The organism is Sphingomonas sp. P2_B6 (assembly GCF_056404755.1).
Window position 1 is genome coordinate 533,590 of the sequence record NZ_JBFUDK010000001.1, and the last position, 16,767, is coordinate 550,356.

The 16,767-nt window shown below is 66.5% G+C and carries 10 protein-coding genes; 2 read left to right on the plus strand and 8 right to left on the minus strand.

Going from position 1 to position 16,767, the window contains the following annotated elements; all coding sequences use genetic code 11:
• Positions 1-53: 53 nt before the first annotated feature.
• The 8 genes from AC1DX5_RS02305 to AC1DX5_RS02340 form a co-directional block, all read right to left on the minus strand.
• Positions 54-1,280 carry an SGNH/GDSL hydrolase family protein gene (locus tag AC1DX5_RS02305; protein WP_478014033.1) on the minus strand — a complete coding sequence of 409 codons (1,227 nt, stop codon included), beginning with the start codon at positions 1,278-1,280 and terminating at the stop codon, positions 54-56.
• 116 nt (positions 1,281-1,396) lie between these two features.
• Positions 1,397-2,509 (minus strand): endo-1,4-beta-xylanase, encoded by a 1,113-nt coding sequence (locus tag AC1DX5_RS02310; protein ID WP_478013991.1) that lies wholly within the window; start codon positions 2,507-2,509, stop codon positions 1,397-1,399.
• The gene (locus AC1DX5_RS02315; RefSeq protein ID WP_478013992.1) at positions 2,506-3,972 is read right to left on the minus strand and encodes a mannitol dehydrogenase family protein; all 1,467 of its coding nucleotides are present in this window, start codon (positions 3,970-3,972) and stop codon (positions 2,506-2,508) included. Before AC1DX5_RS02315 ends, AC1DX5_RS02310 begins: the two co-directional genes overlap by 4 nt.
• 100 nt (positions 3,973-4,072) lie before the next feature.
• Positions 4,073-5,485 (minus strand): glucuronate isomerase, encoded by a 1,413-nt coding sequence (gene uxaC, locus AC1DX5_RS02320; protein WP_478013993.1) that lies wholly within the window; start codon positions 5,483-5,485, stop codon positions 4,073-4,075.
• Positions 5,482-6,828: an MFS transporter gene (locus AC1DX5_RS02325; RefSeq protein WP_465175590.1), complete on the minus strand. Its 1,347-nt coding sequence runs from the start codon at positions 6,826-6,828 to the stop codon at positions 5,482-5,484. The genes uxaC and AC1DX5_RS02325 overlap by 4 nt, the downstream gene beginning before the upstream one ends.
• Before the next feature lie 34 nt (positions 6,829-6,862).
• Positions 6,863-8,074 carry a D-mannonate dehydratase ManD gene (gene manD / locus AC1DX5_RS02330; protein ID WP_465171736.1) on the minus strand — a complete coding sequence of 404 codons (1,212 nt, stop codon included), beginning with the start codon at positions 8,072-8,074 and terminating at the stop codon, positions 6,863-6,865.
• Between the two features lie 52 nt (positions 8,075-8,126).
• Positions 8,127-10,496 (minus strand): glycoside hydrolase family 3 N-terminal domain-containing protein, encoded by a 2,370-nt coding sequence (locus AC1DX5_RS02335; RefSeq protein WP_478013994.1) that lies wholly within the window; start codon positions 10,494-10,496, stop codon positions 8,127-8,129.
• Positions 10,493-12,889, minus strand: a complete 2,397-nt coding sequence (locus tag AC1DX5_RS02340; protein WP_478014034.1) for a glycoside hydrolase family 3 N-terminal domain-containing protein — start codon at positions 12,887-12,889, stop codon at positions 10,493-10,495. Before AC1DX5_RS02340 ends, AC1DX5_RS02335 begins: the two co-directional genes overlap by 4 nt.
• A 156-nt stretch (positions 12,890-13,045) precedes the next feature.
• On the opposite strand from AC1DX5_RS02340, the gene AC1DX5_RS02345 reads away from it, so the two are divergent.
• Together AC1DX5_RS02345 and AC1DX5_RS02350 are read left to right on the plus strand one after the other, a co-directional pair.
• Positions 13,046-15,193, plus strand: a complete 2,148-nt coding sequence (locus AC1DX5_RS02345; protein ID WP_478013995.1) for an alpha-glucuronidase family glycosyl hydrolase — start codon at positions 13,046-13,048, stop codon at positions 15,191-15,193.
• A 474-nt stretch (positions 15,194-15,667) separates the two neighbouring features.
• Positions 15,668-16,747 (plus strand): LacI family DNA-binding transcriptional regulator, encoded by a 1,080-nt coding sequence (locus tag AC1DX5_RS02350; protein WP_478013996.1) that lies wholly within the window; start codon positions 15,668-15,670, stop codon positions 16,745-16,747.
• Positions 16,748-16,767: the final 20 nt, after the last annotated feature.

Here is a 16,767-nt window from a genome sequence, read left to right on the forward strand (position 1 = left end):
CTCGCCTGTGCCGTGGCCGGTGTCGCGGTGTCAAAGCCCTTGTTCGATCCCCTTCATTTGAACAGCGCCAGCGATACGGCGTCCCCCATCGCGCGGTGGCCGGCGACGCTCGGGTGAAGATGATCGCCCTTGTCGAGATCGGCACGCATGCGCATCGGATTCTTCGGGTCGCGCATCACCGCGTCGAAATCGACCACTGCGTCGAAATTGCCGGGCGTGCGGATCCAGGCGTTGATCGCCTGACGATCGGCCTCGTTCCGCGCGTCGGGATGATAATAGTCGTTGCCGCCATAGGGCAGGATCGTCCCGCCGATCGCCTTGATGCCAGCGGCGCGGGCGCGGGTGACGATCTGACGATAGGCGCCGATGATCCGGCGAACGAGCGCGGCATGCGCTTCCGGCGTCTGCGGCGCATCGCGGGTGAAGGTGCCGAGATCGTTCACGCCCTCCAGCACGATCAGGTAGCGCACCCCGGTCTGCGCCAGCACATCGCGGTCGAAGCGCGCGAGCGCATTGGGGCCAAGCCCGTCGAGCAGCAGCCGCCCGCCGCCGATGCCGTGGTTGAGCACCGAAATCTTGCGCGTGGCGGGCGAAGCCTGAAGCCGGTCGGCCAGGCGATCGGGCCAGCGATCATTGCCATTGGTGGTGGAACCATTGCCGTCCGTGATCGAATCGCCCAGCGTCACGACCGCGCGTGCGCCGACGGGGGCGAGCACCTCGACTCCGGCGATCTGGTACCAGTGATCGACCGTCTTCGCGCCAGTCAGCTCGGGCAGCGCCACCCTGTTGCCGGTCACGACATAGGAGGTCGCGCGTGAGCCGGGATGACCGGTCTGGCGCGCTGGTGCGTCGGGCAGGTGAAGCGTGATGGCAAGGCTGGCCAGCGCCGGTACGCGCAGCGCCACCGGATCGGACAGGTAGCTGGCGCCCGCGGGAATCGTCACGTCGGACACGCCGTCAAAGGTCAGTGCCCGGTCGCTCGCCGGGTCGATCTTCGAGGTGGCGCTTCCCGCCGAGAGGGCGACATGCGCCGCGTCGACGCGCAGCGGCTCGGTGCCGAAGGCGTTGGACAGCATCACCCGGATCTGTTGTCCGCCGACGGTGACGCGCACCATCTGGCGCAGGGTCGCGTCCTTCAGGTCGGCATCGGGCAGGGCGTTGTTCGGCTCGGGAACCTGCTGCGACGAGGCCCAGCTCCGCAGCCAGCGCTGAGGCGGCGGCGCGGCGGAGCCGGCCACGGCCATGCACAACAGGGATGCGGCGAACACGCGCCTGATCATGCTCATCGGCAGGTCCCCTCTTATCGTTGCGATCACACTTCTTGTGCTCCCGCGAAGGCGGGAGCCCAGGCTGGGTCCCCGCCTTCGCGGGGACACAAGAAGCAGGCGCTGGCTGATCATCGTTGCGCCGCGCCGCCAAGCGCCGCCGCAACCGCCTCGCGGATCGGCTTGGGCTCATAATCCATGCCATAGGGGCAACAGCGCTTGGCCTGCCCGTCGGGGCGCGGCGTCAGGCCCTGCAGCCAGCTATACTTGTCGGCCAGCCCCCAGAACAGGATCGTGTCCAGCTGCGGATAGGCGAGCAGGGAGTCGAGGAACGCCCTGGCATAGTCCGCGACCGCGCGGTCGCGCGCGACGATGTCGGTCGGCAGCAGCTTGTCGTTTACGTCCATCTCGGTGACGAGCAGTTTGAGGCCCATGCCGGTCACCGCGTCGAGAAAGGCGCGCCACGCCTTTTCGTCGCGCGTGCCGAACGGGGCGCCATTGCCGCGGCCGGGCGCGCCGATATGCGACTGGATGCCGAGCGCATCGACCGGAGTGCCGCGCTTCTTCAGCGCTTCGAGCAGCTTGAGCACGCCGCTGCGGTGAAGCTCGTTGCCGGGCTCCCAGCTCATATAGTCGTTGTAGACGAGCTGCATGTCCGGCGCCGCCGTCCGCGCCGTGCGGAAGGCGATGTCGATGACGGTCTCCGCGCCGAGCGGCGTGGTCAGCACGGTCTCGCGCAGTTCGCCCGTCTTCTCGTCGACCGCCTCATTGACCACGTCGAAGCTGGGCAGGCTCTTGTAACGGCCAGCGACCGTCGAGACATGCTCGGTCAGCAGCCGCTCGGCCTCGGCGCGCGGGCTGGTGCCGAAATCATGTTCGACCAGCCATTTCGGATAACGCTCGGTCTTCTGCCACAGCAGCGTATGGCCGCGTGTCGCGAGCCCAACCGATTTGGCCCAGGCGATCAGCGCATCGGCGCGGGCGAAATCGAAGGTCTTCGCATCGGGGCGCAGCGCCTGCCATTTTAGCTCGTTCTCGGGGACGATCAGCCCGCATTGCTCGGCGATCAGCGCACGATAGCGCTGGTCCTGGAAACCCCGGCCACCCAGACAGGTGCCGAAGCGGATGCCGCGCTGCTTGCCGATCGCGTCGAGCCCCGGCGCTGCCGCCAGCGCCTCGCCCGGCACGAGCAGGGCCGCCGCAGCAGCAGCGCCGAGCGCTTCACGGCGGCTGAACCCGGTCACAGTGCCTCCACCGTGGCGCGTGCGCCGTTGGCGGCGAGCGATGTGAGGTGCCGCACCAGCGCGGCTCGGAAAATCTCGTCGGCGGCCAGCGCCGGCGGGAACACTGCGTCGATCGAGAGCAGCGCCGCGACCTGTGCTGCGGGATCGGTTACGCCATCGAGCCGGGCGGCGGTGACGGCGGCGAGCGGATCGTCGACGACATGCGTCGCGCCGCTATCGTCGCGCGCGCCCTGCCAGCGCATCCACGCCGCGACGGCGAGTGCCAGCGCGTCCACCTCGAGCCCCTCCGCACGCCGCGCCGCGATCGGCGCCAGCAGGCGTTGCGGCAGTTTCTGCGACCCGTCCATCGCGATCTGGCGCGTGCGATGCTGGAGCGCCGGGTTGGCGAAGCGCTCCATCAGCGCCGTGCGATAGGCGGCGACGTCGAGCCCCGGCGGCGGCGACAGGGTCGCTTCGGCCTCGTCCCACAAAGCCTCGACGAAGCGCTTGAACGCCGGGATCGCGACGACCTCATGGACGAAGTCGATACCGGCCAGCCCGCCGAGATAGGCAATGCCCGAATGCGCGCCGTTGAGCATGCGCAGCTTGGCTTCTTCCCATGGCGCGACATCGGCCGTGATCTGCACGCCGAGCTTCTCGAACTCGGGACGCGGACCGCAGAAACGATCTTCGATCACCCATTGCAGGAAGGGCTCGGCCTTCACCATCGCCTGGTCGCTCGCCCCCAGGGCGGTTTCGAGTTTCTCGACATCCGCCGGGGTGGTGGCGGGCACGATGCGGTCGACCATCGTCTCAGGGAACGCGCCATGCGCCTCGATCCACTCGGCCAGCGGCGCGCCGTGTGCCCGGGCGATGGCGAGCACGGCCTGTTCGAGCCGCCGGCCATTATGCGGCAGATTGTCGCAGGTGATGGCGGTGAAGGGCGGCAGGCCCAGGTCGCGCCGCGCGGACAGCGCCGCGACGAGGAATCCGGGCGCCGTCTTCGGCGCGGTCAGATCGGCGCAATCCGCCGCGACATCGGGGTCGCCCACGAGCAGCGCGCCAGTCGCCGGGTCGAGCTTGTAGCCCTTTTCGGTCACGGTGAGCGTGACGATGTGGGTGTCGGGATCGGCCAGCCGCTCGACCAGCGCCTCCGGACTTTCCGGGGCGACGAGTACCTCGCGCACCGCGCCGATCACTTTCAGCGCATCGCCCGACCCGTCGCGCGTGACGACGGTGTAGAGCCCATCCTGCGGGTTCATCTCGTCGCGCACGCCGGCGGAACGCAGCGACGCGCCGGTGATGCCCCAGCGCAGGTCGCCGGATTCGAGCGCTGCCTCGAATATCACGGCCTGATGTGCGCGGTGGAAGGCGCCGATACCGAGATGCACGACGCCAAGTTTTACAGCGAAGCGATCGTAGGAAGGGACGGCGACGTCAGCCGGGAGCGCGTCGAGCGTTTCATTGGAGAGGCGCTCTACCATTTTGCTTCCCCGGCGAAGGCCGGGGCCCAGTTACGACCGGCCCGATACTGGGCCCCGGCCTTCGCCGGGGAAGCAGTAAGGGCAGGAGAAGGGAGGTTCGTCACAGCTTGTACGCCGCCTTCACCAGATCATAGGACAGCGCCTTCGCCACCTGATGCGCTTCATCCTCTTCGAGCCGGTGCTCGGCAACGAGCTGGGCGAGGAAGGTGCAGTCCATCCGCCGCGCGACATCGTGGCGCGCCGGGATCGACAGGAAGGCGCGGGTGTCGTCGTTGAAGCCGACGGTGTTGTAGAAGCCCGCCGTCTCGGTCGCGCGCTGGCGGAAGCGGCGCATGCCCTCGGGGCTGTCATGGAACCACCAGGGCGGGCCGAGCCGCAGCGACGGATAATGGCCGGCGAGCGGTGCGAGCTCTCGGCTATAGGTGTCCTCGTCGAGCGTGAAAAGGATCAGGGTCAGGCGCGGATCATTGCCATAGGCATCGAGCAGCGGCTTGAGGTTGTGGACGAACTCGCTGGGCAGCGGGATGTCGGCGCCCTTGTCGCGGCCGAAGCGCGCGAGCACGCCCGGGTTGTGGCTGCGGAAGGCGCCGGGATGGAGCTGCATCACCATGCCGTCCTCGATCGACAGGCGCGCCATCTCGGTCAGCATCTGGCCGCGGAACAGCTCGGCCTCGGCAGCGCTCGCCTGGCCCGTGCGGACCTTCTGGTAGAGCGCCTCGGCCTCGGCGGCGGGCAAATTGGCGGTGAAGGCGCTGGGATGACCGTGATCGGTCGAGGTCGCCCCGGCGTCACGGAAGCGCGCGCGGTGGAACTGGTGCGCGCGGAGATAGCTCGCGAAGGTCGCGATATCCTCGCCCGCCTTCTCGCCGAAGCGCGCGATATTGGCGAGGAAGCCGGCGGCCTCCGGGTCCATCACGGGATCGGGGCGATAGGCCGTCATCACCCGGCCGCTCCAGCCACTCTCGCGGATCGCGCGGTGATGGTCGAGCGGGTCGAGCGGGCTTTCGGTCGTCGCGATCGCCTCGATGCCGAAACGCTCGAACAGCGCGCGCGGGCGGAAGGCGGGTGTCTTCAGCGCGGCATCGATCGAGTCGTAATAATGGTCAGCGGTCGACGGATCGAGCCGCTCTTCGAAGCCGAAGCATTCAGCGAACACCCAGTCGAGCCACATCGACGACGGCGTGCCGCGGAACAGATGATAATGGTCAGCGAAGATCTTCCAGATCGCGCGGCCGTCAGTTTCGGTCGGGCTGCCATCCTCGGTCGGCACGCCCAATTTCTCCAGTGGCACGCCCTGGCTGTAGAGCATGCGGAAGACATAATGATCGGGCACGATCAACAGCTGCGCCGGATCGGCGAAAGGCTGGTCATAGGCGAACCAGGACGGATCGGTATGGCCGTGCGGGGAGACGATCGGCAGGTCTTTGACACCGGTGTACAAGGCACGCGCAATGTCGCGCGTGCGGCCCTCGGCAGGGAACAGGCGGTCGGGGTGGAGCGTCAGCTTGGTCATGGATTGCCTTCGTTGTGCGCGAGAACGGCCGGCTCCCAGCGCGGCACGATCAGGTGGACGACAAGCAGCGCGAGCAGATAGGAGCACGCCGCGAGAATGAAGATCGGCTGGAAGCTGCCGACGGTCGCCAGGATATAGCCTGCGTATTTCGCCATCAAGGCGCCGCCGATCGCGCCGGCGAGGCCGCCGAGCCCGATCACCGAGCCGGCGCGCCAGCGTGGGAAGAGATCGCCCGGGATGGTATAGACATTGGCCGAGAAGCCCTGATGCGCGGCGCAGGCGAGCCCGATCAGCCCGGCCGCGACCCACATGTTCGGCGCGGCGGTGGCAAAGGCGATCGGCAGCGCAAACAAGGCCATGAAGAACATCGCCGTCTTGCGCGACCGGTTGATGGAATAACCCTTGCCGATCAGCCGCGACGAGATCCAGCCGCCCGCCACCGAGCCGATATCCGCGATCAGATAGATCATCACCAGCGGCGGCCCGAATTCGAGCATCTTCACATTATATTGCTTGTTGAAGAAGTCGGGCAGCCAGAACAGGAAGGTCCACCACACCGGATCGATCAGGAAGCGCCCGGCCATATAGGCCCAGGTCTGACGGTGGCGGAACAGCGCGCGATAATCCTGGAACAGCGCGATCACGCCCTCGACAAACCCGCGCTTCACCCGAACCTGCTCGGGCTGGGCCGGATCGGATTCGATGAAGGCGAGTTCCTCCGCCGAGACACGCGGATGCTTTGACGGGCGGTTGTAGAAACCGAGCCAGGCGACCAGCCAGATCACCGTCAGCAGGCCAGTCAGGATGAACGCCCAGCGCCAGCCGAACGCGATGGTGATGATCGGCACCAGCAGCGGCGTGACGATCGCGCCGATATTGGAGCCGGCGTTGAAGATGCCGATCGCGAAGGCGCGCTCGCGTTTCGGAAACCATTCGTTCGCGGCAGCCAGCGCGGAGGGGAAAGTACCCGCCTCGCCGAACGCAAGGGTCAGCCGGGCGATCATCATGCCCGTCGTGGTGGTGAAGAAGATGTGGGAGACGTGCCCGATCGTCCAGAGCGAGACGGCGATGGCATAGCCGATCTTCGCGCCGACCCGGTCGACCACCCGCCCGAAGATCACATAGGCAACGCCGTACGTCAGCTGGAACGCCACCGCGAGATCGGCATAACCCTGCTCGGTCCAATGATATTGCGCGGCGAGATCGGGCTTCAGCACCGACAGGACGAGCCGGTCGATATAGCTGAGCACGACCGCCGCGAAGAGCAGTCCGCAGACGATCCAGCGAACCTTGCCTGACGGCTTGGGCAAGATCGGCGCCTCGGCGCTGACGGTCGCGTTCATTCGGATCCCCTCACCTGTCGTTGCTTCGGCATGATCACCAGTTCGTCATCGTGCCGTCTTCAAGGCGGTTCACCGGGAGATAGGCGCGCTTGTATTCGTACTTCGCGGCCAGTTCTTCATCGAGATCGACGCCGAGGCCCGGCTTGTCGCCCGGGTGCATCAGGCCGTTGTCATAGCTATAGGCATGCGGGAAGACCGCATCGGTCTCGTCGGTGTGACGCATATATTCCTGAACGCCGAAATTCGGCACCGACAGGTCAAAATGGAGCGCCGCCGCCATGCACACTGGCGACAGGTCGGTTGCGCCGTGGCAGCCGGTGCGGACATTGTGCATGTCGGCAAAGCTCGCGATGCGGCGCAGATGCGTGATGCCGCCGGCATGGACGACGGTCGCGCGGATATAGTCGATCAGCTGCTCCTCGATGAGCTGCTTGCAGTCCCAGATCGAGTTGAAGATCTCACCGACCGCGAGCGGGCTGGTGGTGTGCTGGCGGATCAGGCGGAAATTCGCCTGATTCTCGGCCGGGGTCGCATCCTCGAGCCAGAAGGGGCGATATTGCTCCAGGTCCTTGCCGAGGCGACCGGCCTCGATCGGGGTCAGGCGGTGATGGATGTCGTGCAGCAGATGCACGTCCCAGCCGAGCGCTTCGCGGGCCTTTTCGAACAGCGGCGGCACCGAGCGGAGATATTTCTCGCTCGACCAGACATTCTCGGTCGGCAGGTCGGCATCGGCCGGCTCGTAGAAATAGCGATCCTTCGACACGCCATAGGTCGAGGCAAGGCCGGGCACGCCCGACTGGAGCCGGATCGCCTTGTAGCCGAGCGACTGGTAATGAAGCGCGTTGTCGATCGTCTCCTCGATCGTCTTGCCGTTGGCATGGCCATAGACCATCACGCCCTCGCGGCTCGCCCCGCCGAGCAGCTGATACACCGGGAGACCGGCGATCTTGCCCTTGATGTCCCAGAGCGCGGTGTCGACCGCGGCGATCGCCGACATGGTCACCGGGCCCCGGCGCCAATAGGCGCCCTTATAGAGGAACTGCCACACATCCTCGATGCGGTGCGCGTCGCGCCCGATCAGGCAGGGCACGACATGATCCTGCAGATAGCTCGCGACGCTCAGCTCACGGCCGTTGAGGGTCGCGTCGCCCAGGCCGTAGACGCCCTCGTCGGTCTCGATCTTCAGGGTGACGAAATTGCGCCCGGGGCAAGTGACGATGACGCGGGCATTGGTGATCTTCGGCATCAGAGCTTTCCGTTAGTGACGATACACCCTGCCCCGTTCGGGAGAGAGGGCATCATGCTATTACCAGTGTCGTGCTTTTGACATTGGCGGAGCTGTTCCCCGCCATGATTTCCACCCGACCCCCCTCTACGACTTCCTTCATCGCGACGTTCCAGATGCGAAAAGCCTTGGGCCCGAGCATGAAGCGGACCGTCTTCCGTTCGCCCGGCGCGAGCGTTACCCGATCGAAGCCCTTCAAGGCCATCACCGGTTGCGTGACCGAGGCATCGAGATGGCGGATATAGACCTGCACCACCTCATCCCCTGAGAGCGCGCCGCTATTGGCGACCTCGACCGAGACGGTGACGTTGCCGTCCGGTGCGATGGTGGTCGCGGACAGCGTCGGCGCGCCGATAGTGAAGCTGGTGTAGCTGAGGCCGTGCCCGAAGGGGAAAAGCGGTGCGGCATCGTCAAACAGATAGCCACGCCGCGCGCTTGGCTTGTGGTTGTAGAAGAACGGGATCTGGCCTGCGTCACGGATCACCGTGACGGGCAGCTTGGCGCCCGGATTCACGTCGCCGAACAGCGCCTCGGCCATGGCGGTGCCGCCTTCCTGCCCGACATACCAGCAATCGAGGATCGCGTTGGCCTTGGCCGCGACGGTCGGCCAGCTCGCCGGCCGGCCATGGATCGCGACGACCACGACCGGCTTGCCCAGTGCGTGCAGCGCCTCGAACAGGGCATTCTGCTCGCCGAGCAGATCGACGCCGGTCCGGTCGCCGAGATGGTTCTTCGCGAAACCCTCCCGGCTGGTCAGCTCATTGTCGCCGACCGCCAATATGATCACATCGGCTGCCCTCGCCGTCTCGACCGCTTCGGCGATCATCGCGCGGTTCTCCGCGGGATCGGCGAGGATTACCTCATTGTCGGTCGGGTTCTCGCTGGTGGTGATGGCGACGCCCCGGGCGTGGATCACCTCGCCGCCGAGCCTGGCCCTGATGCCGTCGAGCAGGCCGATCTTCTGCTTGGGAACGCTCGAATAACCGCCGAGCCGCGCCGGGGCGGCATTGGGGCCGATCACCGCGACCTTCTGCGCGCCGGCCTTGAGCGGGAGAATGCCGTCATTCTTGAGCAGGCAGATGCTCTTGCGGGCTGCCTCCAGCGCCAGCGCGCGGGCTTCGGCGTTGCCGGTGATCTGCGCGGCGAGCGTGGCGTCGCCATAGGGATTCTCGAACAGCCCGGCGCGGAACTTCAGCGTCAGCATGCGCGCCACCGCGGTATCGATCGCCGCTTCGCTCACCCGGCCCGCGCGCACCTCCTCGGTCAGCATGCGATAGGCGATGCCGTCGGGCAGCTCGCAATCCACGCCCGCGGCCAGTGCGCGCCGTGCTGCATCGGACTTGTCGGCGGCGACATGGTGGATACGGTCGAGTTCCTCGACCGCGCCATAATCGCTCGCGACCACGCCGTTAAAACCCCATTCGCCGCGCAGCACATCCTGCAGCAGCCAGTGATTGGCATGGCTCGGTACGCCGTCGATTTCGTTATAGGACGGCATCACCGCACCGATCGCGGTGCGCTCCACCACTTCGCGGAAGGGTGGGAAGAAATTCTCGCGCAACTCGCGCTGCGAGATCTGGGCGGGGCCGACATTGGTGCCCGATTGCGGCTGACCGTGCCCGGTCATGTGCTTGAGCGTGGCGAACACCTTGTCCTTAGCCAGCCGTTCGCCCTTGCCGACGCCCTGCAGCCCCTCGACCGCCGCGACGCCCATCTCGCCGCAGAGATAGGGGTCTTCGCCGAACGTCTCCTCGATCCGGCCCCAGCGCGGATCGCGCGCGATATCCACCACGGGCGACAGCACATAGGGCACGCCCCGCGCCCGCGCCTCGCGGGCGATGACGGCGTTCACCCGGCGAACTAGGCTGGTATCAAAGCTTCCCGCCAGCGCGATCGCCTGGGGAAAGCTGGTCGCCTCGGTCGCCATGAAGCCGTGCAGCGCTTCCTCATGGAACAGCATGGGGATGCCGAGGCGCGTCTTTTCCAGTGCCCAGTGCTGCGCAGCATTGTTGAACGCGATATTGTCCGCCGGCGTTCGCCAGCGCGCGCCGGTGCCGCCTTCGGTATTGACGATGCCGGGCCCGCCGCGCTTGTCCGACGGGCGGCTGATCTGGCCGATCCCGTTGGGATAGGCCGTGCTCGCCCTGGCCGGATCGAAGGCCAGGCCGTCCATGATCTCGGCCTTGGTCGCCCAGAGCGCGATGGTCTGCGCGATCTTCTCTTCGAGCGTCATCCGCCCGAGCAGGTCCTTGACCCGGTCGGCAATCGGCGCGCGCGCGTCCTTGTAGAGCGGCGCTTTGCCGCGCGCGAAGGCGACCCCCGGCGTCAGCGCAGCGACGCTGGCCGAGGACAGCCAGACCAGGAGCTGGCGCCGGCCGATCATGGCGCGACCGTCAGGGTAGCGGATTTCAGATCGACCGAATTCGCCCCAGCCATGATCTCGAACTGGCCGGGCTCGACCACGCGCTTCATCTCGAGGTTCCACATCTGGAAGGCGCGGCGATCGAGCGTGAAGCTCAAGGTCTTCGTCTCGCCCGGCTGGAGTGTGACGCGGCGGAACGCCTTCAGCTCCTTTACCGGCCGAGTCACCGAACTGACCATGTCGCGGACATAGACCTGCACGACCTCGTCACCCGCACGCTTGCCGGTATTGGCGACATCGACCTTCACCTCGACCTGGCCATCAGGGCGGATCGTCGTCGCCGACAGCTGCGGCGCACCGACCGTGAAGCTGGTATAGCTGAGCCCAAAGCCGAACGGGAAAAGCGGCGTCGCCTCGCTGAACAGATAGCCGCGGTGCGCCGATGGCTTGTAGTTGTAGAACATCGGCAGTTGCCCGACCGAGCGGGCGATCGTCACCGGCAGCTTGCCGCCCGGATTGACGTCGCCGAACAGCGCATCGGCGACCGCGTTGCCGCCCTGCTCGCCGAGATACCAGCCCTCGATCACGGCATTGGCTTCCGTCGCGACCTTGTTGATGGCGAGCGGCCGGCCGTTGATCATCACGACGATAATCGGCTTGCCCAACGCCTTCAGCGCATCGAACAGGTCCTGTTGCTGGCCGACCAGGTCGAGGCTCGACCGGTCACCGAGATGGTTGTTCGCCCAGCCTTCGCGGCTGGTCTGCTCGGTATCGCCGATGGCGAGAATGATGGTGTTCGCGCCCTTCGCGAGCGCGACCGCCGCGGCGATGCGCTTCGCATTCTCGGACGGGTCGGCCAGGGTGACCTTGTCCTCCCACCAATCGTCATTCTCGGTGATCTTCACGCCTTCCGACGTGACGACAGTGGCGCGCGCGCCGAGCTTTGCCCTGATCCCGTCGAGGATCGAGACCGTCACCGGCGGCTGGCCGTAATAGCCGCCGAGCCGCGCCACCGCCGCGCTCGGACCGATCACCGCGATGGTCGGCTTTGCCGCACCCGTCGGCATGGCGAGCGGCAGCGTGCCGTCATTCTTGAGCAGTATCATCGACCGCGCCGCCGCGGTCCGCGCCAGCGCGCGTGCCTCGGCATTGTTGGTGATCTTCACCGCGGCCGCGACATCGGCATAGGGATGCTCGAACAGCCCGGCACGGAACTTGATCTCCAGCATTTTGCGCACGGCAGAGTCGATCACGGCCTCGGAGACCTTGCCCGCGCGGACCGAGTCGACCAGCGTCTTGTAGCTGTCGCCCTCGGGCAGATCGGAATCGACGCCGGCGTTGATCGCCAGCAGCGCCGCCTCGGTCCGGTCGGCTGCGATATGGTGGATCGAGCGCAGCTGATCGATCGCATCGTAGTCGCTGGTGATCGCGCCAGTGAAACCCCATTCGCCGCGCAGCACATCGCCGAGCAGCCATTTGCTCGCATGACTCGGCGTGCCGTCGATCTCGTTATAGCTCGGCATCACGGCGCCTGGCGCGGCGCGGGTGATCGCCTGCTCGAAGGGTGGGAAGAAATTCTCGCGCAGCTCGCGTTCAGAAATTTGCGCGGGGCCGATATTGGTGCCGCTCTCCGGCTGGCCATGGCCAGTCAGATGCTTGAGCGTGGCTAACACCTTGCCCGGCGCGAGCTTCTCCGCCTTGTCCGCGCCCTGCAGGCCCTGCACCGCCGCGACGCCCATTTCGCCGACGAGATAGGGATCCTCGCCGAACGTCTCCTCGATCCGCCCCCAGCGCGGGTCGCGCGCGACATCCACCACCGGCGACAGCGCCAGGGTCACGCCGCGGGCCGCGATCTCGCGCGCGGTGATCGTGTTGATCTGGCGGATCATGTCGGGATCCCAGCTCGAGGCCAAGCCGATCGGCACCGGGAAGCTGGTCGCATCCCGCGCAGCATAGCCGTGCAGCCCTTCCTCATGGAACAGGATCGGGATGCCGAGCCGCGTCTTCGTCAGCGCGTAACGTTGCAGCGTGTTGACCACATCGATCGTGCCCTTCACGTCGTGACCGGGCGTCACGCGCGGCGAGCCGGCGCCGAGCGTATCGGACGGACGGGCGAACCCGCCGAACCCATTGGGGAAGAGCGCGGCGACCTTGATCGGATCGATCCGCTTCTTCGCATCGAGCATCTGCGCCTTGGCGCCCCACACCGTCAGCAGCTGGCCGACCTTTTCCTCGAGCGTCATGCGTTTGAGCAGATCGTCGACGCGCGCAGCAATCGGTGCGGTAGAATTCTTGTAGAGCGGGTTAGCCTCCGCAACGGGCACGGGCGGCGGCGCAGCGCCGGCGAGCGCGATCGGCGCGGTGCAGGCGAGCAGAATCGCCAGCGAGCGGTGAAGACCATGCGGCGCGACCATCGGCATTCGGCTACCCCCTCGGCGGCGCTGATTCGTCGGCCAACACCAACGTCAGCGCCTTTTTCTGATAGCGCTACCATGCTAAGTCAGGCAAAGACTGTCAATCGCCGATGGCCAAGCAAAGGGCCGTGGCGCGTGCGTTTGGAGAGGAATGACATGGGTCGGTTGATTGCCTGGTGCGCGGCATTGTTTCTGACGCTGGGCGCGCTGCCCGGCATCGCGCAGGCCGAGGACGGCTATGACCTCTGGCTTCGCTACCGCCCGCTGCCCACCGATATCCAGGCCCGCGACCGTGACCAGGCGACGGCCCTGTTGTTCGAGCGCAACGATCCTTCGATCCTCAAGGCGGCGGAAGAACTCGACCGCGCGCTGTCGGGCCTGCTCGGCGCGAAACCGCCGGCCGGCGCCATCCAGCCCGGCGCAATCCTGCTCGGCACGGCCGGCGAGCCCCGCATCCAGGCGCTCAACCTCCCGCTCGGCAAGCTCGGCAGCGAAGGTTATCTGATCCGCAGCCTTGCGGTCGACGGCAAGAAGGTCACGGTTGTCGCAGCGAATAGCGGCGTGGGCGTGCTCTATGGCAGCTTCGCGCTGATCCAGCATCTGCAGCGCGGCCTGCCGCTCGACGCGCTCGACATCGCCTCCACGCCGAAGCTCAAGCTGCGGCTGCTCAACCATTGGGACAATCTCGATCGCACGGTCGAGCGCGGCTATGCCGGCCAGTCGATCTGGGACTGGTGGAAGCTCCCCGACTTCAGGGACCCGCGCTACACCGATTATGCCCGCGCCAATGCCTCGATCGGCATCAACGGCACCGTGCTCAACAACGTGAACGCCAAGGCCGACAGCCTGACCGCACCCTATATCGCCAAGGCGGCGGCGCTGGCGGATGTGTTCCGGCCCTATGGCATCAAGGTCTATCTCTCGGCGCGCTGGTCCTCCCCGATCGAGATCGGCGGATTGAAGACCGCCGACCCGCTCGACCCGCAGGTCGCCGCCTGGTGGAAGGYCAAGGCCGACGAGATCTACAAGGCGATCCCCGATTTCGGCGGTTTCCTGGTCAAGGCGAACTCGGAAGGGCAGCCCGGCCCGCAGGATTACAAGCGCAACCATGCGGAAGGTGCCAACATGCTCGCCGCCGCGGTGCGCCCGCATGGCGGCATCATCATGTGGCGTGCCTTTGTCTATCAGCACGAGAATCCCGAGGACCGCGCCAAACAGGCCTATGACGATTTCAAGCCGCTCGACGGCCAGTTCGCGGACAATGTCATCGTCCAGGTGAAGAATGGCGCGATCGACTTCCAGCCGCGCGAGCCTTTCCATCCGCTGTTCGGCGCCATGCCGAAGACGCCGCTGATGATGGAATTCCAGATCACCAAGGAATATCTCGGGATGGCGACTCACCTCGTCTATCTCGGGCCGCTGTACGAGGAAGTGCTGCAGGCCGACACCTTCGGCCATGGCAAGGGATCGACCGTCGCCAGGGTGATCGAGGGCGATCTCGACCAGTACAAGCTGACCGGCATGGCCGGGGTCGCCAATATCGGCGTCGACCGCGACTGGAGCGGATCGACCTTCAACCAGGCCAACTGGTTCGTCTTCGGCCGCATGGCCTGGGACCCGCAGGCCTCGGCGAAGCAGGTCGCGGGCGAATGGTCCGAGCTGACCTTCGGCCCGAACCCGGCGGTCACGCCCAGGGTCGTCGACATCATGATGACCTCGCGCGACGCAGTGGTGAACTATATGACCCCGCTCGGCCTCGCCCATCTGATGGCGACCAGCCATCATTACGGCCCCGGCCCCTGGGTGAAGGATCTCGCCCGGCCCGAATGGAACCCGGTCTATTATCACAAGGCCGATGCGACCGGCATCGGCTATGACCGGACCAAGACGGGCAGCAATGCCGTCGCGCAATATGCCCCGGTGCTCGCCAGGCAGTTCGGCGATGTGAAGACCACGCCCGAGCAGGACCTGTTGTGGTTCCACCATGTCGGCTGGGACTATCGCATGAAGTCCGGCAAGACCTTGTGGGAGGAGCTTGCCGGCAAATATTCGCTGGGCGTGCGCGAGGTGGCCGACATGCACGAAGCGTGGTCGGCGCTTGCTCCCTATATCGACCGGGAGCGCTTCGCGAAGACCGACGGCTTCCTGTCGATCCAGCAGCGCGAGGCGCAATGGTGGCGCGACGCGAGCCTCGCTTACTGGACCAGCGCATCGGGCCGGCCGCTCCCGGCGGGCGAGGCGCCACCGGCAAGGCCGCTCGCCGAGTATGAAGCGATCTCCTGGCCGTACGAGCCCGGAAGATGAGCGCTAACAGATCGGGAAATGAAGGAAGGATGAGGCCGGCGCGGGAGGATTGACACTTCTCTAACATAGGAATAGCTCTGCATGTGATCGCTACCATGCCAGATGGCACGGAGCGTGGAACGGGCACGAAGAGGCCCGCACTGAAGGGACAGGATGATGAGGGAGCTGCTTCACCAACGCGCATTCGACCGATCCGCCGGCGCAGCCCGCGCGGTCGCGACGCACGCCGCAGCTTTGCAAACATGGTTTTTCGGCCCGCACGGCCGCTGCTGATCCGGATGGCGGCGGCTGTGGTCGCACGCCGCCATCCAGTCCCGGCATGGGCGCTCCTCGCTGCCCATGCCGGATGATCTCCCCTAGGGCGGCCGGCGCATATCCGGCCGCCCCTCTTTTTATCCCCCACCACCGAATATAACGTTCACATTGCAGCGCATGCCGCAACATTATAGCCACCGTGCCGAGGAGCATCACGCTTTGAGCCAACAAACGTCCCGTCGGCAACGCACCACCGCCACCATCACCGATGTGGCGCGCAAGGCCGGCGTCTCCCCCATGACGGTGTCGCGGGTGCTGAACGGCGAAGGCAATGTCCGCGCCACCACGCGCGAGGTGGTCAATGCCGCGATCGCCGCGCTCAATTACTCGCCCAACCCAGCCGCGCGCAGCCTCGCCGGCGCGGCGCCGGTGCGGATCGGGCTGCTCTATAGCAACCCCAGCGCCGCCTATCTCAGCGAGTTCCTGGTCGGCAGCCTCGATTATGCCAGCCGCGCCAACATCCAGATCGTGGTGGAGAAATGCGACGGGCTGGAACAGGCCGAGGAAGCGGCGGCGCGCCTGCTGCGCAGCGGGATCGAGGGAATCGTGCTGCCCCCGCCGCTGTGCGATTCCCTGCCGCTGCTCGAGGTATTGCGCCAGGCGAACGGCTTGGCGGTGACGGTCGCCAGCGGCCACCCCGCCCCGGGCTTCTCCGCCGTCAGCATCGACGATCACCGCGCCGCCTTCGCGATGACGCGCCACATCGCCGCGCTCGGCCATCAGCGCATCGGCTTCATCATCGGCAACCCCGACCAGACCGCGAGCGAACGCCGCCTCGCCGGCTATCGCGACGCGCTCGAAGCGGTCGGCCTGCCCTATGACGAGAAGCTCGTCGTCCAGGGCCTCTTCACCTATCGCTCCGGCCTGGACGCCGCCGAGCATCTGATCGATACGCCCAACCCGCCCTCGGCGATCTTCGCCAGCAATGACGACATGGCCGCGGCGACCGTCGCGGTCGCGCATCGTCACGGGCTTGACGTACCCAACGACCTCACCGTGTGCGGCTTCGACGATACCGCGCTGGCCACGACGATCTGGCCGGAATTGACAACGATTCACCAGCCGATCACCGACATGTCGCTTGCTGCGGTCGAGCTGCTGGTGAAGGAAATCCGCAGCCGCCGCGCCGGACACCGCGACCCGTCGCAGCACCGCCAGCTCGACTTCCAGCTGGTGCGCCGCCAGTCCGATGCCGCGCCGCGCCGCCGCCCTTCGGTGACGTCGGCGCGACCGTCCTGACGAGGTTTGCGCGCGACCGT